Source organism: Curvibacter sp. GW821-FHT09D12 (genome assembly GCF_059416245.1).
The window spans coordinates 60,110-81,560 of sequence record NZ_JBWKOU010000019.1; the positions used below are offsets into that span (position 1 = coordinate 60,110).

Below are 21,451 nucleotides of genomic sequence, written 5' to 3' on the forward strand. Positions count from 1 at the left end.
GGTGGTTCCTAGGTGGGGGGGTGTTCAGCCGCGGAGGCCGTGCTTCAGGTCGGTGGCCCGAATCCTGAACCAGATGGAATACATGGCAGGCAGAAAGACGAGGGTCAGGACTGTGCCGGCCAAGGTGCCGCCGATCAGGGTGTAGGCCAGGGTTCCCCAGAACACGGAATGGGTCAGCGGAATGAAAGCCAGGATGGCGGCCAAGGCGGTCAGGATCACGGGACGAGCCCGTTGCACGGTGGCTTCCACCACCGCTCGGAATGGATCGAGCCCGGCCTGTTCGTTCTCACGGATCTGCCCGATCAGGATCAAGGTGTTGCGCATCAGGATCCCCGACAGCGCAATCAAGCCGACCAGCGCATTGATGCCGAAAGGTTGCTGGAACAGCAGCAAGGTGGGAACCACCCCGATCAAGCCCAGTGGGCTGGTCAGGAAGACCATGACCATGCCCGAGATCGAGCGCACCTGCAGGATGATGATCAGCAGCGTGGCAGCCAGCATGATGGGGAAGATCGGCAGCATGGCCACCGTGGCCTTGCCAGACTCTTCGATGGAGCCGGCCTCCACGAGGCGGTAGCCCCTGGGCAGCTTGTCCATGATGGGCTGGAGCTGCCGGGTCATGGCTGTTGACACGTCCGGCGGCTGCAAGCCGTCGGCGATGTCGCCACGCACGGTGAGGGTTGGCATGCGGTCACGGCGCCGCAGGATGGGGTCTTCCATGCGCACCTCGACCTGGCCCACCTGCGACAAGGGGATGCGCTGCCCCGCCCCCCCGACCAGCGACAGCGCAGCGATCTTCGCGGGGTTGAGACGGACATCGCCAGCGGCACGCCCGATCACCTGCACCGAGCGGATGTCCTCACGCACCTCCGTCAGCGGAGCGCCGCTGAGCAGGAACTGCAACTGCTGGGCCACGGCGCTGGCGCTCAGCCCAAGGGCATGGAGCCGGTCCGGATCCAGTGTGAAATGCAGGGTGGGCACACGCGGACCCCAGTCGGTGTTGACCGTGCGCATCATCGGGCTGGCGCGCATCACGGCCTCGACTTGGGCCGCGATCTCGCGCAGTTGGTCCGGGTCCGGGCCCACCACGCGGTAGGCCACCGGGAAGGGTGACGGGGGGCCGAACACGATCTGGGTGACGCGAACCTGGGCCTCGGGGGCCAGCCCGTCGGCCACCGCCTGACGCAGCCTGAACTTGAGGGCCTCGCGCTCCTTGTCGTTGCCGGTCAGCACCACGGTCTTGGCAAACGACGGGTCGGGCAGCTCAGGGGACATCGCCAGAAAAAAGCGCGGCGCGCCCTGGCCGATGTAAGAGGTCACGATCCGGGCCTCTGGCTGCTTGGCCAGCCAGTCTTCGACCTTGGCCGTGGCAGCGCTGGTCTGTGCGATCGAGGTGCCATAAGGCATCTGCACCTCAACCAGCACCTCCGGGCGGTCGGAGGTCGGAAAGAACTGCTTTTTGACCACCGCCATGCCCAGCACCGCCATGACGAACAGCGTCACCACCGTGGCCGCAACAAGCCACTTGCGCGCGATGACCCGGCCAAGCACCTGGCGGAACCGGTTGTAACGCGGGGTGTTGTAGATGGCCTCATGCCCGCCTTCGACCTTGGGCAGTTCAGGCAGAAGCTTGACACCCAGGTAGGGCGTGAAGGCCACGGCCACCACCCAGGAGGCCATCAACGCGAAGCCCACAATCCAGAACATGTTGCCGGTGTACTCGCCCGCGGTGGAGCGCGCGAAGCCATTGGGCATGAAGCCGACGGCCGTCACCAGGGTGCCCGACAGCATCGGGGCCGCGGTGTGGCTCCAGGCATAGGCCGATGCCTCGATGCGGCCATAGCCCTCCTCCATCTTCACCACCATCATCTCGATGGCGATGATGGCGTCGTCCACCAGCAGGCCCAGCGCCAGGATCAACGAGCCCAGCGTGATGCGGTCAAAGTTCTTGCCCGTGGCCGCCATGATGACGAACACCGCAGCCAATGTCAGCGGCACGGCCGCCGCCACCACGATGCCGACGTGCCAACCCATGCTGACGAAGCAGACCGCCATCACGACCAGCAAGGCCACGAAGAACTTGACCATGAATTCATCGACCGCCGAGCTGATGTTCACGGCCTGGTCGGTCACCTTGGTCAGGCTCATGCCAAGTGGGAGCGCGCCGTTGATGCGGGTGACTTCGGCCTCCAGGGCCTTTCCCAACTCAAGCCCGTTCCAGTCGTCGCGCATCACCACGCCGAGCAGCAGAGCCGGTTCACCGCCGTTGCGGATCAGAAAGGTAGAGGGGTCTTCATACCCACGCTCGACACTCGCCACGTCCGACAACTTGAGTGTCCGCCCCTGCGCCACGATGGGCGTCTGGCGGATTTTCTCCAAGGTGTCGAACGCGCCGTCGACGCGAAGCATGACCTGCGGCCCCCGGGTTTCGATGGATCCGGCCGGGGTGAGCAGGTTTTGGCTGTTGAGCGCGGCAAAGAGGTCTTGCGGGGCCACGCCCAGGGTCGCCAGGCGATCATGTGAGAAGGACACAAAAATGCGCTCAGGCTGCTCGCCGATGATGTTGACCTTCTTGACACCAGCCACGTGCAGCAACTGCTGGCGCAGCGCTTCCGCGTCGCGCACCAGCCGCCTTTGAGGCTCGCCCTGGGCCTTGAGGGCCAAGAGGGCAAAGGTCACATCCGCGTACTCGTCGTTGACCATCGGGCCGATGACGCCCGCGGGCAGCTTGCGGGCCTCGTCGCCAATCTTCTTCCTGGCCTGGTAGAACTCCTCCTGCACCGCTGAAGGCGGTGTGCTGTCAAGCAGCGACACCATGGTGAAGGCCAAGCCCGGGCGGGTGTAGGTCTCCGTGCGGTCGTACCAGCGCAATTCCTGCATGCGCTTTTCCAGCGGCTCGGCGACCTGATCCTGCATCTCTTGCGCCGTGGCGCCCGGCCATGCCGTGACGATCGTCATCTGCTTGATCGTGAAGGGCGGATCTTCCGCGCGGCCCAGTTTGAAGAACGCGAGAATGCCTGCCACTGAAATCAAGACGATCAGGAACAGGGTGATGGAACGCTCGCGCACGGCGAGCGCTGACAGGTTGAATCGGCCTTCGCTCACGGACGCGCTCCTTGGGCCGACGCGGAGGTCACGCCCTCCATGGATCTGACCACCTGGTCTTCTCGCAGCAGGTGCGCGCCCAGCGCCACAATTCGGTCGCCTGGCTTGATCTGGCCTGCGACCTCGGCGCCCTCGTCATCGAGGCGCTCGACAGACACGCCCTGCCAGCGCACCCTGGCCGGCTCGCCACGAAGCACCCAGACCCCTGGACCGCGGCCCGCGTCGTAGAGCGATGCCATGGGCACCCTGAAGCGGGCCCTTGTCGCAACAGTCTGGTCGTGGAGGCGAATCACCACCGTCGAGCCCAGGGGGGCCTGGGCCAAATCTCCTTCAAGCACATAGCGGGCCTCGAAGGTGCGGGTCAGGCGATCGGCTGAGTTGGAAAGCTGCCGCAACCTGGCAGGCACGGTGGCGCCCTCCCTGCCGAACAGGCTGGCCTGTGCCAGGGATCCGAGGGCAGGACGCAGGGTCTCAGGCATTTGAATGAGGGCTTCGCGCTGACCCGCACGGGCCAGGCGGACCACGGCTTGTCCCGCTGCCACCACCTGACCGGGTTCGGCGAGCGTTTCAACCACCACGCCGTCGCCGTCGGCCACCAGTTCGGCGTAACGGCTCGCATTCAGAACCACACCGGCCTGGGCCTCGGCTGCGCTGAACTGGGCTTGGGCGGCGTCGGCCGCCGCCCTCACCTGATCGTAGGCGGATGCCGAGATGGCGCCGGTACCGCGCAGGTCGCGGTAGCGCGCTTCTTCGTCGGCAGCCTGCCGCGCGCGGGCCCGTGCCGCCACGACGGTCTCCTCTTGGGCGCGGACGGCCAGCTTCAGGTCGATGGCGTCAAGGCGCATCAGCACCTGGCCCCGTTTGACCCGCTGACCGGCATCCACCAGGCGCTCCAGCACCTTGCCCGAAACCCGAAAGCCCAGGTCGCTTTGCACCCGGGCCGCTACCGTGCCCGTGAACGCCCTGGACGCAGCGCTGGCCTCCTGAACCACGGCCACCCGCACCAAGGGCACACCGGTGCGGGCATCAGAAGCAGCCTTTTCGCCGCAGGCGACCAGCGCCAGCGGCAAGGCACAGATGAGAAACGGGGTAGCAAGGCGAAGCCGAGGCATGAAAGTCCCTTGAGCAAAGTGATCGGGACCTTCATTTTTATTCTTGTGACTAATTTAGTCAATAGTCACACCTCAATTCGCTCAGGGCGAAAGGCTGCGAAGCACCAGGCTTGAGAGTTGGCCCGGCGCCTCTTCGGCATAGCCCAGGCTGTGCTGCAGGATCAAAGGATTGAGGTAGGGGCGCATCACCAGCAGGATCGCCCCAACGGCTTCGTCCAGCGGCGTCTTGCGCTCGAAATCGCCGGCCAGGCGCCCTTCTTGCAAAACCTCCAGCAACAAGGCCTGGATATGCGCCTCGTACGCGATCGTGGTCTGCCAGCGCTCTGTCGCGGCAGACGCCGCGATTTCGTAGAGCTTCCGGTCCTGGAAGAACAGCCGCAGGCTGGCCTCGACAATGGCCTTGAACATGCGCCGCAGCTTCTCGGGCGGGTGCTCGGCCTGCGCCACCGCAGCCCGGACCTCGGACTCGATGTCACCCAGGCAGTTGGCGCAGATCATCTCGCCAATGGCCTGCTTGGACTCGAAGAACTTGTAGATGTACGCCTTGGAAAAGCCGATGGCCTTGGCGAGATCGGAGACGGTGGTCTTCTCGTAGCCGTAGCGGCTGAAATGTTCCGTGGCCGCGGCCACGATCTGGCTGCGCACCTCGTGGTCGACGGGGCCACGGGGGGTGGCGGTGGAAGAACTTGCTTTGGTCATGGGCACAGCTTACGTCAGTCTGAAACACTGGACAACGAGTGACCATTTGGTATTATGGTCACAAATAGATCTCATCGGAAGAAACTATATGCTGCCCAAAAGTACCCTTGCCGCCATCGTCGTGGCCAGTCTGTCCGCCGGCTGTGCCGTGGGCCCGGACTATGTGCGACCCACCCTGGCCCTGCCGGCGCAGTTCCAGGGCCAAGCCCCTCGCGATCAAGCCCACGACCATGCACGGGCTGACCTCGCGACCTGGTGGTCTGCGTTTGGTGATCCCCAGCTGACGCGATGGGTGGCGCTGGCCTTGGACCAGAACCTGGATCTGGCTCAGGCTGCGGCGCGGGTCAGCCAGGCACGCGCCGGCCTGGGCGCGGCGGACGCCGCCCTGCGCCCCTCTGGGGCAGTGTCTGGCCAAGCAGCCCGGGCCTACCAGTCCACCCAAACCCCGCTGGGTCAGGTCCTGAATTCTGTGCCGGGCTTCGACCGCAATGGCCGTGCTTACGAGGTGAATCTGGGCGGAAGCTGGGAGCTGGACCTGTTCGGCAGCCTAGGCCGAGGCCAAGAAGCTGCCGCCGCCGAGCTTCAGTCATCGCAAGCAGGGGCCGTCGCCACACGACTGGCCGTGGCGGCACAGACAGCCGACATCTACATCACGATTCGAGGCCTGCAGGCCCGTTTGAATGTCGCTCGACAGCAAGTCCGGACGCAGGAAGCTCTGCTGTCGAAGGTCCGCTTGCTGAGCAGCAAAGGACTCGCGCCCGAGCTTCAGCAGCAACAGGCAGAGGGTGCGCTTGCGCAAACCAAAGCTGCGCCCCTTGTTTTGGAGTCTTCCCTGGACACGGCGATGAACGCGATGGATGTCATCCTTGGAACACCGCCCGGTACGCATCGATCCGAACTCGCGGCACCCGGCGAGATTCCAGCCGCACCCACAGGGATCGCGACAGGATCACCGGGCGATCTGTTGCGGCAGCGGCCAGACCTGAACGTGGCCGAGCGACGTTTGGCAGCCGCCAATGCGCGCATCGGGGCCGCCATCTCGGAGTACTACCCCAAGGTCTCGCTCAGCGGCCTGCTGGGCAATGCGACCTCCGTCTCAAGCGGCCAGCTGTTTTCGGGCGGCGCTGCACAAGCCAGCGGTGTGTTGGGTCTGCGCTGGCGCCTCTTCGACTTTGGTCGGATCAATGCGCAGATCGAGCAAGCCCGAGGCCAGGAGGCCGAGTTGCTGGCCGCCTACCGTCTGGCGGCCCTCAAGGCCACCGAGGATGTGGAGAACTCGATCTCAGCCTACGCTCGGCGCCAGGAGCAGGTTGCCATGCTGACGGCGGGCGTTGATTCACTGAGCCGGGCTCGGGCCGCATCGCTTGCGGCGTATCAAAAAGGGGTCGCCAGCATGATCGACGTCTTGCACGCTGACGAGACGCTGCTGCAAGCCACCGATGCGCGCGTACAGGCCCAGCTTGAACTGGCCCGCTCGGCAGTGGCCACCTACAAGGCTTTGGGGGGTGGCTGGGAGGCATCGCCCCTGGCAGCACAGGCTGGCACGTGACAAGCCCGTGCTGGCGGGGTACCTCAGCACGGCACCGTCAATCCTGTGGCAGGGCGGAGGGCCAACGCTGTCAAGGCGCAGGAGTTGCCGCGAAGCCCACGCGCAACCCGGCCTTCAAGGCTGCCCCTGAAAACCCTGCACCTGATCATCCAGCGCCACCCACGGCAGGCGCCGCTGTGTCCAGATCTGCCGTTTGGGCGAACCCAGTTCATGCCGTTGCTTGAGCGTACCGATGCGAAGGGAGTAAATCGTCGGCGCCTCTTCCGCACAAGCGTAGACCGGTGTGCCGCAATGGCCGCAGAAGGCCAGCACCCGCCGGCTGCCGCTGGCGGCCGTCTTGATGTAGGTGTTTGGCGTCCCTTTTAGCAGGCGAAATTGGTCGGCCGGTGCTGCGATGTTGGCCCGGAAGGCAGAGCCTGAGTGGATCTGGCAATCGTTGCAATGGCAGACCGTGATGCTGCCCACCTGAACCTCGGCCTCATACGCAATGGCGCCGCAATGACATTGGCCTTCAACTCTCATCGGAACCCTCCTGACAGGACGACCGCCGCCCCGGATGGCATTGTGAGCGCTCTTGCATCAGCCCCCTGATCCACAGCGCGTTCAGGGCCTGGGGCGTGATCAGGGCCGATGGAAGCAATGGCAGAGCCCGCTCAGAACGCCACCCGGTACGTGACCCGCACAGAGCGTGGCTCGCCCGGATGCACCACCTTGCCGTTGACCGCCGTGGCCTCGCCAGCCAGTTGCGAGGCGTAGTCATACTGGATGTCGTCCACCTTGCGGTTGAACAGATTGAAGACATCCACCGTCAAGCTGGACGGGCGACGCGACAGGTCCAGCAGATCGCGGCTCACGCGCAGGTTGAACGTTGACGCAGCGTTGGAGCGCACCGAGTTGTCCTCGACCAAGGCGCCGCTGCCCAGGTAACGCCATTGCAGACTGGCCGACCAGCGGCCGATGTCCTTGAGGGTGGCGGCGATCGAGGCCACGGAGTCGACCGCGTTCGGAATGCGGTCGCCGTTGATCAATCGGGCATGGGTGAGTGCGATGTCTGCGTCCAGCAGAAAGTGTTGATGGGGTGTCCACCGATTGTTGAACTCAACGCCGTGGCGGCGGCTCGCGCCGCTGGCCTCGGTGGTGCCCGAGTCGCCGACATAGACCAACTCGGAGTCTGAATTCAATTGCCAGAACGCCACCGAACTTTGCAGGTTGGCGATGGCCTCGGTGCGCACACCCAACTCCCAACCACGAGCGGCCACCAGACCCGGTACCGCATCGACCGTGTCGCCGGTCTTGGGGTCCACCTTGGCCGTGGTGCCCCGGGCATCGTTGCTGTGAAAGCCCTTGCCCGTGTTGAAAAAGAACTCGGTCTGCGCCCAGGGGCCAGCCACCAGGCTGAGCTTGGGCGACAGCAAACTGGCCCGGGCGCTGCCCGAGTTGGCCGGGTTGCTCAGGCTGTTCACCGCAAAGCGCGCGGTGTCGCCGCGCAGGCCCAGCACGCTGCGCAGCCAGGGGGTCAGCTGCACGGTGCTCTGGCCATACACGCCCAGCACAGTCTCGCGCACATCATCGAGCCGGGTGGTGGACAGGATCTGGCGCGCCTGGGTGTCGTACAGGCCCACATGGATGCGGTCGTTGCGCAACTGCACACCGACTTCGGTGCGTGCATCAAGGCCGGCCAGCGTCTGGTTCCAGGCCCTGGAGGCCTTGCCGCCGTACACGTTGCGATCGTCCTGCTGCGAGAACTGGTCGCCGGTGGCGGGCCGGTCCATGGCATAGGTGAAGTTCGAGAACAGCTTGAGCGCGTATTTCATCGCGTAGGCCGAGACCCGGGTCTCGCCAGCGCGGTCTCGGTCATGCCATTCGCCAGACAGGCTGTAGCGTGAGGTGCTGCCTCCGTCGGTGGGGTCCACCGAGTCGTAGCGGCCAAAGGTACGGCCGTTGTAGCTGCCGGCGTCGATGAGGCGTTGGGGCACCTGGTCGGTGGAGTTCCAGCGGGCCTCGTAGGCCGTCAGGCTCAGCGTGCTGCCACGCTCACGCGTGCCCTGGCTCAGGCGCAGCACGGCGTTCTGGCGATGCAGGCCCTCGGGCACGGTCCAGGGGCCGTTGTTGCCCATCCACTCCACCGCACCCAACAGCGTCACGTCGTCACGCAGTTGGCGGGTATCGGCCGCCACGCCGCGACGGTAGCCGTTCTGCCCGACCGAGACCTGGGCAAAGGGGGCATCCAGCCGTGTCTTGTAGGCGATGTCGGCCGCGCCGGCGGCGGCAAAGTCACCATGCGTGGCAAAGTACGGGCCCTTGCGATACTCGATGCGCTCCACCAGTTCGGGGATGAGAAAGTTCAGGTCCGAATAGCCCTGGCCGTGCGCATGCGTGGGCATGTTCACCGGCACGCCATCCACACTGGTGGCGAAATCGGTGCCGTGGTCCAGGTTGAAGCCGCGCAGAAAGTACTGGTTGGCCTTGCCGTCGCCCGAGTGCTGGGTGACGATCAGCCCGGGCACGAACTCCAGCACCTCGCCAGGGCGCAGCGCGGGCCGGCTGGCCAGCAACTCGGCCCGGATCACGCCTTGCGAGGCCGCATCGCTGCTGCCCACCGAGTTGTCGTAGTGCTGGCCCGTGATGGTGACCGGGGCCAGGCTCGGGAGTTGGGGATCGGGCGGTGTGGGGGTGGCGAATGCAGGCACCAACTGCGCGTAGGCCCTCGAGCAGGCCAGCGCCAGCACAAGGCACATCGTCCCGCGATGAAGGCCCGCCCGCCCCGCAAGCCGATTCATGCCCGCACTTTCACCAGAAACCTGGTATCGACCCGCCCAAGCGCCATGGCGATCAAGGTGCCCGGTGCGGGGCCGGAGCGCGGCGCGTGGCCAGGCCCCGGGCCAGCAGGTAACTGGCAGCCAGGCTGAGCACCAGAACGGCGCCAAAAACCAGCTCCTTGCCGTCGCTCCAAGCCTCGAAAGCAGGGGACGCCAGCCGGCTGATGCCCAGCGCCGCCACAATCAGGCTGACACCCGCCACGGCCACCCCCATGATCCGCGAGGCCAGGGCCGCGATCTCATCGGCGCGGGCAATCAATCGGGCAATCCACCAGCCGTTCAGACCATCGGTGACCAGCATGCCCAGCACGAACAGCAAGCCCAGCGTCACGGACGGGATCACCCCCCCAAACTGGGCACCGGTGGCGGCAAACATCACCGATTGCGTGACCGTGTCGAACGACAAGGCAAACAAAGCCCCGACCGCCGCTACGCCCCAAGGGCTGCGGGCCTGCGTCAGGCGCCCCAGAAAGCGTCCCTTCAATGACACCAGAGGCACGGTCTTGCCCGGCGCGGCCGTCAGCACCGCATGCAGGTTGATCCCACCGATGGCCAGCAAAAAGGTGATCGAGACCCAGGCCCCCAGGGCATCCAGCCAGGCCGGTGGCGTCCACCGCTCGGTCACCGAGCCCACCACGACCGCAATGCCCAGCACGATGGCCCCGTGGCCCGCAGAAAACAAGGCCCCGCAATAGCGCGCCAAACCCAGGCAACGCCGCTGGTTCAGCCGGGTCAGGCCGTCGATGGCGGCCAGGTGATCGGCATCAAAGCCGTGGCGCATGCCAAGCAAAAAGATGAGCGCGCACAAGGCGCCCCAGTCGGTGGGTAGGTCATGCATGGCAGCTGCCTGGCTTGGATGGACGAGTTTGTATGATGAATTTGTAAATAATCATACAAAATTCGTGCCAGCTGCAAAGCAGGCAAACGGCCTTCAAAACAAGCCCGGTGCCCGGCAAAGGGCGCGGCGCCACCAACAATGCACCAGTAAGGTGCGTTACCCCACGATCGGCAGCAGGTGGTCGTGCCCGTGGGCGTGGTGCACCGCCAGTGGAACGATGTGCAGCGCACCGTGGCTCACGCCGGCCTGGGTGGTGATGGATTTGGCGAAGTCCTGCACCAGCCGGGTCTTGCCGCGCAGGATCACCACCTCCACGCAATGATCGTGGTCCAGGTGGGCATGGGTGGTCGAGATGGTGATCTCGTGGTGCTCATGCTGAAGGTCGGTCAGCCGCATCGCCAACTGGCGCTGGTGGTGGTTGTACACATAGCTGAGCGTGGCCACGCACAACCCGTCAGGGTTGTCCTGCTGCAATGCTTTGCCCAGATCAGCCCTGAGCAGATCGCGAAAGGCCTCGGACCGGTTTTCGTAGCCCCTTTCGCTGACGATGGCGTCAAACGCATCGGCGAGGTCATCGTCCAAGGACATGGTCAAGCGCTTCATGGGGGCTCCTGTGAAAACTCGAGAACGGGCTGAGGATCTCGCATGGGCCCACCAAAAATCGTCGACACGCTCTGGGCCCTCGTCAAAACTGAAAGACGAGACCGCCCACAGTTTAGAGTGGGTTGACGCTTGGGCCCGGCATGGCGCCATTCCCCTGGCACACACACCCCACCACTCACCGCCCCACCACTCACCGCCCCACCACGCGCTGCACCCCCAGCAGCACCAGTGCACCGCCCGCCATGCCATTGATGGTGCGCTCCAGGCGCAGGTAACGCTGTCGCAACGCGGGCAGGCCGAACACCAGGGTGATGCCCAGGTGCCAGCCCAGCGACAGCAGCATGACCATCAACACCACCAGCACCTGGAACCAGGCGGGCGCTGCAGGGGGCAACAGGGTAGCGAAGGCGCTGGTCCAGAACACGGCACTCTTGGGGTTGGTGAGCCCCGTCATCAGCCCCACCCGGTAGGCCGCCCCGGCCGAGGGCGTGGCCGCAGGAGACCCCAGGTTGCGGCGCTGCGGGCGACCGGACACGGGCCAGGCAGACCTGAGGAGCGCGGCCCCATACCAGATCAGGTAGACAGCCCCCAGCAGGCGCACAGCGCTGGCGACCAACGGGTGGCTGCCCAACAAGGCCGACAGGCCCGCCATCGACAGCATCACCCAGACCACCGACCCAGTGACCAAGCCCATCACGGTCCAGCGCGCATCGCGCTGCCGGCCATCCAGCGACAGTTGGCTGAGGATGAAGAAGTTTGGGCCTGGGCTGGCCAACACGGCCAGGTAAACGGCGGCCAGCAGCAGAAGGGATGAGGCGTAGGGCATGGCAGATCCAGTCGAGCGCCGATTAAAGCAGACCGGCCCGGTCGGTGCCGAGCCCACCACTGCATGCAGGGCCACCACAAATGGCGTTCGGCCTGCACGGGGTGCCCTGACACAGCCCTCCAGGACAGGCGCCCGGCGCCACCACCGACAAAGGCACGTGGCCCGCCGGGCCCCACGGTGGCGCAACCGGCGCCAAAATGCAGCGATGGGCGGATGCCACCTCAACTTGGGGTGGGCTTGGGCTGAAGTTCCGGGCGGTCGGCCTCGCAGGCCGCCGTCAGAAGGTACCTGCGACCCAACGCTGCCCGCAACAGTTGTACCCCTTGTTGACCGGCTTCATCAACACAGCCATCAATGTGGTCGTTCGATACGGTGCTGAAATCAAACAGGCCGTGGTGATGGGCCAGCAGGCAGGGGATGCCTGCGCTCGCCGCGAGTGCCACGGCTTCGTCAAGCGTGAAATTGCCGGGCACGCCATTGCCGCTTCGCGCGGGGTCGCGGCCATTCACTGGCAGCAAAGCGATGTCAACGGCCAGGGAACGCAGACGCTCGGCCAATCCCTGGTAAGGAATGCAGTCCCCCGAGTGGTATAGACGCAGGCCGTCGATCTCGATCACGTACCCTAGCCATTCACTGTGGCCATGGTGGTCGAACTGCAATGACTCATGAGCCGAAGCAAGGCCCAGCAAACGCCCCCCCGGAAGGGCCGTCATGCGCTCGTGATCGGCGAGCAACAGCCGCTCGGAGCCCTGGCCGCAGCGACGCCCAGCCTCCTCCTTGCTGGCCTCGGGTGCCACCAACACCGCACCAGGATTGGCGTGCATCAGGGCAGGCAGTGTGCCGGGGTCCATGTGGTCGGTGTGCCGATGGGTGCACAGCACCGCATCGACATGGCGCAAGGCCTCCGGCGCCACAGGCGGCGGCATCATCCGGACATGGGGAAAGCGGGTACCCCGATACTTGTCGGCCAGGCTGTCAGAGAGATAGGGATCAATCACGTACCGTGCACTGGCGCTGTCGATCACAAAGCCCGCCTGGCCCAACCAATACAAGTGCAGCGGCCGGGTGCCAGCGCCCAGGGCAGGCCATGGGGCGGCGAGCTCCAGCGCCAGTGGACGTTCCAGAGTTTCAACGAGGCAGACCATCGTCATCGCCCTAGCTCCGCACCAAACACCCGGCGAGGTAGCGCCAGGACCTTGAGCGCTGTCACGACCTGCTCAGGAGTCACCTGTCGGGGTTGGTTGTGCATGATGTCTCCCGCCCGACAGGCCCTGTCAGCGACCGCCCGGAGTTCTACCTCAGTGGCCTGAGAGACGCCCAGCTCGGCCAGGCTGGTGGGAAGACGCACCGAACGACAAAACGCCTCGATTCGATTGAACCCGGCGGTGTCACCTTCCAGCAACAAGCCCACCAAGACGCCGACGGCCACTTTCTCACCATGCAGCGTGTGGTGAACTTGCGGCAGCTCGCACAGTCCGTGGTGGATGGCATGAGCGCAAGCCACGCCACCCGACTCGAATCCAATGCCGGACATCAGAATATTTGCCTCGATCACCCGCTCCAGCGCAGGCCCTGTGCGCTGGTCGTCGCATTCGGCAAGGGCCTGCGCGCCATCAGCCAGCAGTGTGTCGCAGCATGCTTTGGCCACAACCTGTGCCAGCTCGGCGCCAGGCAGCCCCATGCAGTTGCCCGCGCCGCTGGCACGGCAGGCTCGGGCTTCATACCAGGTGGCAAGTGCATCGCCCATGCCAGCGATCAGAAACCGGCTGGGCGCCTTGCAAATGAGTTCCGTGTCCACCCACACCAGCTCAGGATTGCGCTTCAGGAACAGGTCATGGGACACCCGACCATCATCCCCGTAGACCACAGCCAGCGCGCTGCAAGGTGCGTCAGAAGAGGCGATCGTGGGAACCACCACCGCGGGCACCCCCAGGCGTTCGGCCACCGCCTTGGCCGTGTCCAATGCCTTGCCACCGCCCACCCCAGCAACCACGCCACATTGGGCGTCCTGCCCGACAACTGCCCCGCGCTCTATCTCGGCCACCGAGCACTCGCCGCGGTGGACCAGAAAAGCGGCCTGTGTTGCCACGGGCATGCTGGCTCGCAAAATCGGCAGCAGCGTTCCGGCCACGTTGCGATCCAGCAGGATCAGGGCGTTTGACGACAACGCGGCCAATTCAGTGCCCAAGTGCCCAATGAGGCCTGGGCCCTGCACATAGCGCCCTGGAAAGCGAGCACTCCGCACCTGCTGGGGCGCAGACTTCCTATCTTCATCGGGCATGACCACCGCCCGTTCATGTTGGGAATGGTGTCGTTGAAGAATCATGGCGACAGGCCTTCCAAGGGAAATGAAATGGATTGAATGGCCGACTTCAAAGCGGGCCAAATGGCAGGCTCGCGGAGCACGTGTGCACCGACGGGGAACTCCGATGCCTGGGATACCTCTGGCCAGGCCAATACCCGCATGCCTGCCCGCAAACCGGACAACGCGCCCGCTGCGCTGTCTTCGACGACCACGCACTGCGCTGGCGAAACGCCCATCAACCAGGCCGCACGCAGGTAGGGCTCTGGGTCAGGCTTGCCACAACGCACATCGTTGCGGGAGACGCTCACCTGGTCGGGCCAGACCCAACCAAGCTGGCGCAAGCTGGCATCCAGCAACATGCGGTCGGAGTTGGTGACCACGGCGACCCCACAGCCAGAGGCCCTCGCGGCCTCCACGGCCTCGCGAGCCCCGGGCCGCCATCGCAGCTCACTCATGCGACCCAGGTAAGCGCGGTACTTGGCGCTGGCGAAGGCCGGGAGGTCAAGCGGCAGTCCGATCTGGTGCACCAATGCCTGGTGGACCACTTGGATCGCTTGGCCTGTCATGGCCACATCAAATCCGATGGGGGGTCTCAGGCCAAGGCCATCCAGGACATCGGAAAGTGCCCGATGATGGAGTGACTCACTCAGTGCCAAGGTCCCATCCAGGTCGAACAAAACGGCAACGGATGTCATGGCACCAATCCGTCCAGGTCATCATAAAGAGCCTGTGAATGCAGATAGAGCTTGTCGAAAACCGGCTGCATTCGACCATAGACCTCCTGCCATTGCGGATCGGGCAGGACCTCGGGCCCCCAGCGCACCAGCCGGTCGGCGGCTTGTTGAACAGTCGCAAAATCACCCATGGCCGTCTGTGCCATGGCGGCACACCCCACCAAGCCGCACTCGGCCTCTTGAGGCACCACCACTGGCAAGCCGTACACGCTGGCCTTGATGCGCAGCCACAAGTGGGTGCGGGCCCCCCCGCCAGAGGCCACCAGGCGCTCCAGGCGGTGGCCCTGCGCCGACTCCAGTTGCCGCAGATGCCGCTTGACCGAAAAGGCCACGCCTTCCAGGACCGCGCGGTCCATGTGGGCCGAACCATGCAACGCTGCGAGGCCAAAAAACTGCGCCCGGGCATTTCGGTGTGCGCCCAAGCGTTCACCCGTCAGGTAGGGCAAGAACAGCAGCCCGGCACTGCCGGGTGGCGCGGTGGCAGCATGCTGCACCAGCTCACCGTAGGACAGGCTGGAGCTGTGCAAGGCGCGCTGGGCCCAACGCATGGCGTCGCCCCCCGACTCCAGCAACATGAAGGAACCCCAGCCACCTTCGACCGTCCCCAGGTTGCAGACCTCGCGATGCAAGGTCGGCTCGGCCCCCATCAGGGTGACGATGCAGGAAGTCCCGATCATCTCGGAACCCATGCCTGGGCGGCAAACACCCGAGCCCAGCAGGCCGGTGGCAAAGTCGCTGGCGCCAACCAGTACCGGGGTACCCGCCAACAGGCCGGTGGCGCGGGCGGCCTTCTCCGTGACGGCGCCCAATCGTTCCGTCGGCTGACGGATCGGAGGCAGCACGTCCATGCGCAGCCCCATTTCCTGGCAGGTGGTTTCTGACCAGTCACCGGTGCGGGGATCCATCAGAAAGCTGCATGCGGCCTCGGTTCTGTCGATCGCCACCTCATCGCACAGCTTGAAATTGATGAAGTCTTTCGGCACCAGCATCTTCCAGGTCTGGCGCCAGGCACCGGGATCATGGTCCCGCAGCCACTGCAGTTTGAATGCCGGCCAAGCAGGTGTCGCCGGATTGGCGGTACGAGCCAGGTAATCGGGCTGGCCCTGAGAGTTGGCATGCTCTGCCTCGTAGCGATGCACATGGTCTGTGGCGCGCTTGTCGTTCCAGAGTGCAGCGGTCTCGCGCACCAGTTGGCCATTGGCATCAACCAAGACCGTGCCATGCATTTGACCGCAGGCCACCACCGCGCCAATGCGCCTGGCAGCACCAGGATCACGGTCAAGCAACTGGCGCACCGAGGTCGTGACACCGTCCCACCAGGCTTGTGGTGACTGTTCGGACCAGCCAAAACGGGCCACGATTTGCGCCTGTTCGCACGAGGCCACGGCGGCGATGGTGCCATCAGAGGCCATCAGCGCGGCCCGGACACTGCCGGTGCCGACATCGATGGCCAACGTGAGTCTGTCTCGCATGAGTAAATGCTCCCTGCTTGCTCGATGGCATCAATGGCGCGATGCCGATGCGCCCTTTTGCGCCAGGATGGCAGCAAGAATGATCACCCCCATCACGACCTGCTGGTGGTACCCCGGCACACTGGCGAGGTTCATGATGTTGGCGATCACGCCGAGGATGAGCACACCCACCAGCGTATTGAGCACATTGCCGCGTCCGCCCGCCAGACTGGCGCCACCAATCACCACCGAAGCAATGACCGTGAGTTCGTCGCCCATTCCAACGGTGGGAGCCCCCACCCCAGCTCGCGCAGTAGAGATGACGCCGGCCACAGCAGCCAAGCCCCCGGAGACCAGGTAGGTCAGCAGCACATGGCGTCGAACCGGCACGCCTGACAAGCGAACCGCCTCTTCATTGGAGCCTGCCGCACGCACGACCCGGCCGGGCCGGGTACAGCCCAGAAATGCGGCCCACAGCGCAAACACAGCCAACATCAGCACGGTCGGCCATGGCAGGCCCAGCACGGTATCGCGGCCAAAGTCGAGCAGCAGGCTGCCTTGCTCGTCGACCAGGATCGGGGCGCCATTCGACACAATGAGAGCGACACCTCGGGCGATGGTCATCATGGCCAGCGTCACCACAAAGGGACTGAGGCGGTAAGCAGACACCAGCCAGCCATTGATCAAGCCGCAGGCCAGCCCCGCAGCCAAGCCGGCCGACAGGCCCAGCACCAGGCCATGCTCAGGAATCACCATCGCTGTGATCACGCTGGCCAAGGCCGCCACGGATCCGACCGAAAGGTCAATGCCTCCCGTCAGCACCACCAGCAGCATGCCCATGGACATGATGCCCACCCCCGCGATCTGCCGGGAGATGTTCGACAGGTTCGGGCCGGTGAAAAAGTCTGAAGACACCCAGGAGGCGGCCACGACGAGCACCGCCAGAATCAGCACCGTGGCGTGCTGGCGAAGCAAAAGCCAAACAGGGCGCAGAAACGTGGTCTCGGCGGACTTGACCGGCGTGTCGCCCGTTGAAGTCAAAGGTTTCATGATGCAAGTGCTCCTTCGTGCGGCATCGTTGGGGCCTGCTTCAGCCCCAGCGACATCGAAACAATGTTTTCTTCACTGAATTGATCAGGCTGCAGATAGCCCCTGACCAGACCGTTCCCCATGACCATGATTCGATCGCACATGCCGATGAGCTCAAGGTGGTCAGAGGACACCATCACAATGGCCCTGCCCTGGCTGGCCAGGTGATTGATCAGGGCATATATCTCGGCCTTGGCGCCGACATCAACGCCGCGCGTGGGCTCGTCGAGCAAGATGATCTGGCCATCTGCGTGCAGCCATTTGGCCAGCACCACCTTTTGCTGGTTGCCACCCGAAAGCGACGACACCGGTGTCTCCATGTCACGGGCCTTCACCCGCAATTCACTCATCAACCGGTTGACCGCCAGACGTTCCAGGCTGGGCCGGATCACGGCCCAGGCGTTGCTGATCTGCCTCAGGTTGGCCAAGGTGGTGTTGATGCGGATGGGGAGATCCAGCACCACCCCTTGCGTCTTGCGGTCCTCAGGAACAAGGCCAATGCCGGCGGCAACGGCCTGACGAATGCTTCCAGGGGTGACATCCACACCATCGATCTCGACCCGGCCGCTGCCGCGAGGGTCAGCACCAAAGATCAGACGCATCAACTCGGTTCGCCCCGAGCCGATCAAGCCCCCAACGCCCAGCACCTCGCCGGCACGCACCTCGAACGAGGCGCCTTGAGACCGACCTGGGAGCGTCAACTCCTGGACTCGCAACTTGACTGCGCCAGGTTCCAGCCCCTCGCGCCGTGGGTACAAGGCCTCCAGAGGCCGCCCCACCATGAGCTTGATCAAGCCGTTCATGTCGATGCCGTCAGGTCGGACGGTTCCAACGGTCTCGCCATCCTTGAGCACCGTGATGCGCGTGGAAATGGCGAAGACCTCTTCGAGCCGATGCGAGATGTAGACAATGCCCACACCCCGTTGCTGGAGGCTTCGCACAATGTCAAGTAGGCGCCGGGCATCCGACGGTGACAAGGAAGCCGTGGGTTCATCCAGTACCAGCAGGCGGGCCTGCAAACTCAGCGCCTTGGCGATTTCCACCACCTGACGCTGAGCTGCCGAAAGCTCGCTGACCGACTGGGCAGGGTCGATCCTGAAGCCCAGTTCCTCGATCAATGCGGTAGCTCTGCGCTTCATGGCAGCCCAGCGCATGAACACCGGCAACTGGCCAAGGAAGATGTTCTCAGCCACCGACAGGTCGGGTACCAGGGCAGTTTCTTGGTGAATCAGGGCAATGCCACGACTGAGAGCGTCCTGGGGCGATTTGAACGTCACGGCTTGGCCATCGAACCGGATGCTGCCGGCATCGGGTCGATGATTGCCCGCAATGACCTTCATCATGGTGGATTTGCCAGCGCCGTTCTCGCCCACCAAGGCATGCACCTCGCCGGCCTCTATCGAGAAGTCGGCACCCCTCAGGGCATGGACGCCGCCAAATCGCTTGTGGATGCCTTGCAATACCAAGAGCGAGGACACATCAGGTTCCTCCCTGGGGTCGGCTTTGGCGACCCCAGGCCCAGCAGAATCAAGGTTCATCGCCATCAGAAAACGGCCTTGGGGTTGTAGAACTTGTCCACATTGCTGCGGGTGATGGCCGCAGGTGTCGTGAACGTCTGCTTGGGCACCTCCTTGAGCTCCCCCTTCAACACTTTGACGCCCAGATCAACCGCGGTGCGGGCCACCAGCGCAGGGTCATTCAGGCCGGTCACCGCGTACTTGCCTTCCTTGATCAGTGCCAGTGCCTCTTTCTGACCATCGGCCGCCGCGACCAACATGATTCCGCTGCGCTTGGCGCTGTCGATGGCACGCCGGGCCCCCAGCAACATGCTGTCGTTCTCGCTGAGCACCATGTTGATGTCCTTGTTGGCTACAAGCAGATCCTCCATGGCCTTGAGCCCACCTTCGTCGCTCCAGTTGCCCCAACCTTGCCCGACCACCGCCACATCTGCTTTGCCGAACTTGCGCAACTGCGCCTCGACAATGCCGCTGAGCACGCCCAACCTGCGTTCCTGCCCGGCGGGGTTCCCCTTCTCCCCCGAAAGCAGGGCAATCCTGAGCGGCTTGTTACCGACCTCATCGACCACCCAACTGCCGACCAAGGCGCCGTTGGCGCTGTTGGAGGATTGAACCTGGGTGACGAAATTCGCCTTCGGGTTGAGCGTGCTGTCAATCACCACCACCTTCACCCCCTTGGCGGTGGCGTTGTTGACGGCATGGACCATGCCATCGGTATCGGTCGGGTTAATGATGAGCAGCTTCACACCACGGGTCACCAGATCTTCGACATCGCCGATCTGCTTTTGCAACTTGCCTTGGGCATCGGTTGCCAGAACCTCATAGCCCAATTCTTTGCCTCGGGCCTTGGCGGCCTCCATCTGGGCGGCAAAGTAGGGTGCCGACAAGGTCTTCATGGCCACACCGATTTTGGGCGTGGCCTGGGCCCAGGCCGTCGGCCCGGGGGCCATGGCCATCGCGGCCATGGCCGCCCCCGTCAGGCGGCGCATGATCGCTGCAGTGCCCAGGCGGGCCAAAGTCCGACGTTGAATGTGCTGAATGCTCATCTTGTACTCCTTGATGGTTGAAATGGCAGAACTCATCCCACCGATCAGTGGGTTGGCGTAGCAGGTCCGCCGGCCTGTTGCGCGATTTGGCAGAGCGCCTGGAACCCAGGGCCACTCTCGGGCACGTCGATGTGAAAGACCTCTGCAATCACGCGGGTCCATCCATGGATGAAATACACCCAGCCGTCTTCCACATGGAGACTCTGGCGGGCAGCCTGACGGCGCGCCTGTTGCAGGAATTGCAAGGGCCCCCGGTAGTTGAGCTCCCAAACCAGGGCCTGTTCGGGAAATTGGGCATCGTCACTCAAGGGCGAACCCGGCCTGTCTTTGCCCATGCCAGTGGCATTCACCACGAGCGCGCCCCGCGGCAGAGCTGCCAAAACTGCGTCGTTGGACTGCCGCTCGTTCACCAGGCGGTAATCGCAAGGAACGCCGCTTTGCCAGTCGCGATGCAAGCGCTCGATCTCCTGCAACCGCGACTCCGAGCGGTCCGTCACCATCAGGCGCGACGGTCGGTCCAATCTCCGTGATGACTGCATGAGATGCCAGCTCAACGCGATCGCAGATCCGCCGGCACCCATCAGCAACGCGGGTGCTGAAGTGCTCGCAAAATGCCCAGCAGGCACAAAGCTGTCCAACGCCAGACCCGAGCTGATCGGATCCTTGGCATGGCAGATCAGGTGGTCTGCGGATTTGGAAAGGCAACTGGTTTCATGCAGGCGCCGCGCATGGTCGTCCACCTCGTCAAAGAGGTCGACGCAGGCCTCATAGAGATCCAGTTTGTGGGTTGTCACCAGCGCGCCCAAGGACAAGGGATCGCGCTTCAAAAATGCCACAACGGCGCGGTATTGCTCACGTGGCGCATGCAGTGGCAGATCGATCCCCCGGATCGCCACACCGCGCAAGCCCAGGTGTTCAGCCCACCGCGGGAACACCCGCATGATCGAGCTTTGCTGTGTACTGACCCCGATGAAGTAGAAGGTCGGGCAAGTAGCGGCTTCAAGCTGCATGCGGTGCTCCCGTCGAGATCGGCTCGCGCGGCCGATAGGCCGCGTTTTCCACCAATCGCCAACCGCCGTCTCCAGCCTCCACCACCCGATGGCGCATGCCCTGCGATCGAGCAATGATTTCGTAGTTCTGTCCCGCATCGGCCGGGTAGCAAAACAACATCACCAGATCCTCGGTACCGACGTTCACAGAGCGGTGAAGCCAGTGCGGCGGTACATAGCAGACCGCATGGGTCTTCATGTCAACCGCACGCGTCTCTCCATCGGGTGTTTCCATCAACATGACCCCATGGCCGGCCAGGCAGAAATACACCTCTGGTCGATCAGTCTGTTGATGAACGTGCCCTCGGGTCATGAAGTACTCATCGCCAACCCGACCTGGAGACATGCGGGTCACCCCCGTGATCAAGTCACCTGCCCGGGCACTGGGCCGGTGGTCTGTGACCTCATACACCACCTGTTCACCCTGCCCATCGGCCAAGCTTGCAAACGCGGCTGCGTCGGCATAAAGGCCGGTCAGATCCTTGAACTTCTTTTGGTAACTCGAGGCTGTACCGCGCAAGGTTCCAGCACGTACATCGACTTCGAAAATGCCAGGCTCAACCCATTCCATACATTCAATCCTTCATCATTAACGTTAGTGGCACTACTATTAATCATGGATAAATGATGTTATTTAAGGGTATACCCTTGTTTTTACGGTTTTTAACTCATTTTTTTGTTTGTTTTGCTAACCTTCATGCATCAACAA

18 protein-coding genes are annotated in these 21,451 nt (G+C 64.0%); 1 reads left to right on the top strand and 17 read right to left on the bottom strand.

Annotated elements, in window-relative coordinates:
• Nucleotides 1-24: 24 nt before the first annotated feature.
• From AC07PT_RS23700 to AC07PT_RS23710, 3 genes are all read right to left on the bottom strand, one after another.
• Nucleotides 25-3,105 (bottom strand): efflux RND transporter permease subunit, encoded by a 3,081-nt coding sequence (locus AC07PT_RS23700; protein ID WP_494658330.1) that lies wholly within the window; start codon nt 3,103-3,105, stop codon nt 25-27.
• On the bottom strand, nt 3,102-4,217 hold the full coding sequence (locus AC07PT_RS23705) for an efflux RND transporter periplasmic adaptor subunit (RefSeq protein WP_494658331.1): 1,116 nt from the start codon (nt 4,215-4,217) through the stop codon (nt 3,102-3,104). Before AC07PT_RS23705 ends, AC07PT_RS23700 begins: the two co-directional genes overlap by 4 nt.
• A gap of 81 nt (nt 4,218-4,298) precedes the next feature.
• A complete protein-coding gene (locus AC07PT_RS23710; protein ID WP_494658332.1) occupies nt 4,299-4,916 on the bottom strand; it encodes a TetR/AcrR family transcriptional regulator in 618 nt (205 codons plus the stop codon).
• Nucleotides 4,917-5,004: 88 nt separating this feature from the next.
• On the opposite strand from AC07PT_RS23710, the gene AC07PT_RS23715 reads away from it, so the two are divergent.
• The gene (locus AC07PT_RS23715; protein ID WP_494658333.1) at nt 5,005-6,465 is read left to right on the top strand and encodes an efflux transporter outer membrane subunit; all 1,461 of its coding nucleotides are present in this window, start codon (nt 5,005-5,007) and stop codon (nt 6,463-6,465) included.
• A gap of 114 nt (nt 6,466-6,579) precedes the next feature.
• Here the strand turns inward: AC07PT_RS23715 and AC07PT_RS23720 are convergent, their stop codons facing one another.
• The 14 genes from AC07PT_RS23720 to AC07PT_RS23785 form a co-directional block, all read right to left on the bottom strand.
• Nucleotides 6,580-6,987, bottom strand: coding sequence for a GFA family protein (locus AC07PT_RS23720; RefSeq protein WP_494658334.1), 408 nt, complete (start codon nt 6,985-6,987; stop codon nt 6,580-6,582).
• Nucleotides 6,988-7,118: 131 nt separating this feature from the next.
• Nucleotides 7,119-9,155, bottom strand: a complete 2,037-nt coding sequence (locus tag AC07PT_RS23725; RefSeq protein WP_494658335.1) for a TonB-dependent receptor — start codon at nt 9,153-9,155, stop codon at nt 7,119-7,121.
• 142 nt (nt 9,156-9,297) lie between these two features.
• Nucleotides 9,298-10,122 (bottom strand): HoxN/HupN/NixA family nickel/cobalt transporter, encoded by an 825-nt coding sequence (locus tag AC07PT_RS23730; protein ID WP_494658336.1) that lies wholly within the window; start codon nt 10,120-10,122, stop codon nt 9,298-9,300.
• Between the two features lie 156 nt (nt 10,123-10,278).
• Nucleotides 10,279-10,725, bottom strand: coding sequence for a nickel-responsive transcriptional regulator NikR (gene nikR, locus AC07PT_RS23735; RefSeq protein ID WP_492346146.1), 447 nt, complete (start codon nt 10,723-10,725; stop codon nt 10,279-10,281).
• Between the two features lie 190 nt (nt 10,726-10,915).
• Complete coding sequence (locus AC07PT_RS23740; RefSeq protein ID WP_494658337.1) at nt 10,916-11,551, bottom strand: LysE family translocator; 636 nt, start codon at nt 11,549-11,551, stop codon at nt 10,916-10,918.
• 221 nt (nt 11,552-11,772) lie between these two features.
• Nucleotides 11,773-12,702 carry an MBL fold metallo-hydrolase gene (locus AC07PT_RS23745; protein ID WP_494658338.1) on the bottom strand — a complete coding sequence of 310 codons (930 nt, stop codon included), beginning with the start codon at nt 12,700-12,702 and terminating at the stop codon, nt 11,773-11,775.
• Complete coding sequence (locus tag AC07PT_RS23750) at nt 12,699-13,877, bottom strand: glycerol dehydrogenase (protein WP_494658339.1); 1,179 nt, start codon at nt 13,875-13,877, stop codon at nt 12,699-12,701. Before AC07PT_RS23750 ends, AC07PT_RS23745 begins: the two co-directional genes overlap by 4 nt.
• The gene (locus tag AC07PT_RS23755; protein WP_494658340.1) at nt 13,874-14,551 is read right to left on the bottom strand and encodes an HAD family hydrolase; all 678 of its coding nucleotides are present in this window, start codon (nt 14,549-14,551) and stop codon (nt 13,874-13,876) included. The genes AC07PT_RS23750 and AC07PT_RS23755 overlap by 4 nt, the downstream gene beginning before the upstream one ends.
• Nucleotides 14,548-16,062, bottom strand: coding sequence for a xylulokinase (locus tag AC07PT_RS23760; protein WP_494658341.1), 1,515 nt, complete (start codon nt 16,060-16,062; stop codon nt 14,548-14,550). Before AC07PT_RS23760 ends, AC07PT_RS23755 begins: the two co-directional genes overlap by 4 nt.
• A 30-nt stretch (nt 16,063-16,092) precedes the next feature.
• Complete coding sequence (locus AC07PT_RS23765) at nt 16,093-17,091, bottom strand: ABC transporter permease (RefSeq protein ID WP_494658342.1); 999 nt, start codon at nt 17,089-17,091, stop codon at nt 16,093-16,095.
• Nucleotides 17,088-18,608: a sugar ABC transporter ATP-binding protein gene (locus tag AC07PT_RS23770; RefSeq protein WP_494658343.1), complete on the bottom strand. Its 1,521-nt coding sequence runs from the start codon at nt 18,606-18,608 to the stop codon at nt 17,088-17,090. Before AC07PT_RS23770 ends, AC07PT_RS23765 begins: the two co-directional genes overlap by 4 nt.
• Before the next feature lie 65 nt (nt 18,609-18,673).
• The gene (locus AC07PT_RS23775; protein WP_494658344.1) at nt 18,674-19,693 is read right to left on the bottom strand and encodes a sugar ABC transporter substrate-binding protein; all 1,020 of its coding nucleotides are present in this window, start codon (nt 19,691-19,693) and stop codon (nt 18,674-18,676) included.
• A 44-nt stretch (nt 19,694-19,737) separates the two neighbouring features.
• Nucleotides 19,738-20,703, bottom strand: a complete 966-nt coding sequence (locus tag AC07PT_RS23780) for a shikimate dehydrogenase family protein (RefSeq protein ID WP_494658345.1) — start codon at nt 20,701-20,703, stop codon at nt 19,738-19,740.
• The gene (locus tag AC07PT_RS23785; protein WP_494658346.1) at nt 20,693-21,313 is read right to left on the bottom strand and encodes a glucose-6-phosphate isomerase; all 621 of its coding nucleotides are present in this window, start codon (nt 21,311-21,313) and stop codon (nt 20,693-20,695) included. Before AC07PT_RS23785 ends, AC07PT_RS23780 begins: the two co-directional genes overlap by 11 nt.
• Nucleotides 21,314-21,451 lie beyond the last annotated feature (138 nt).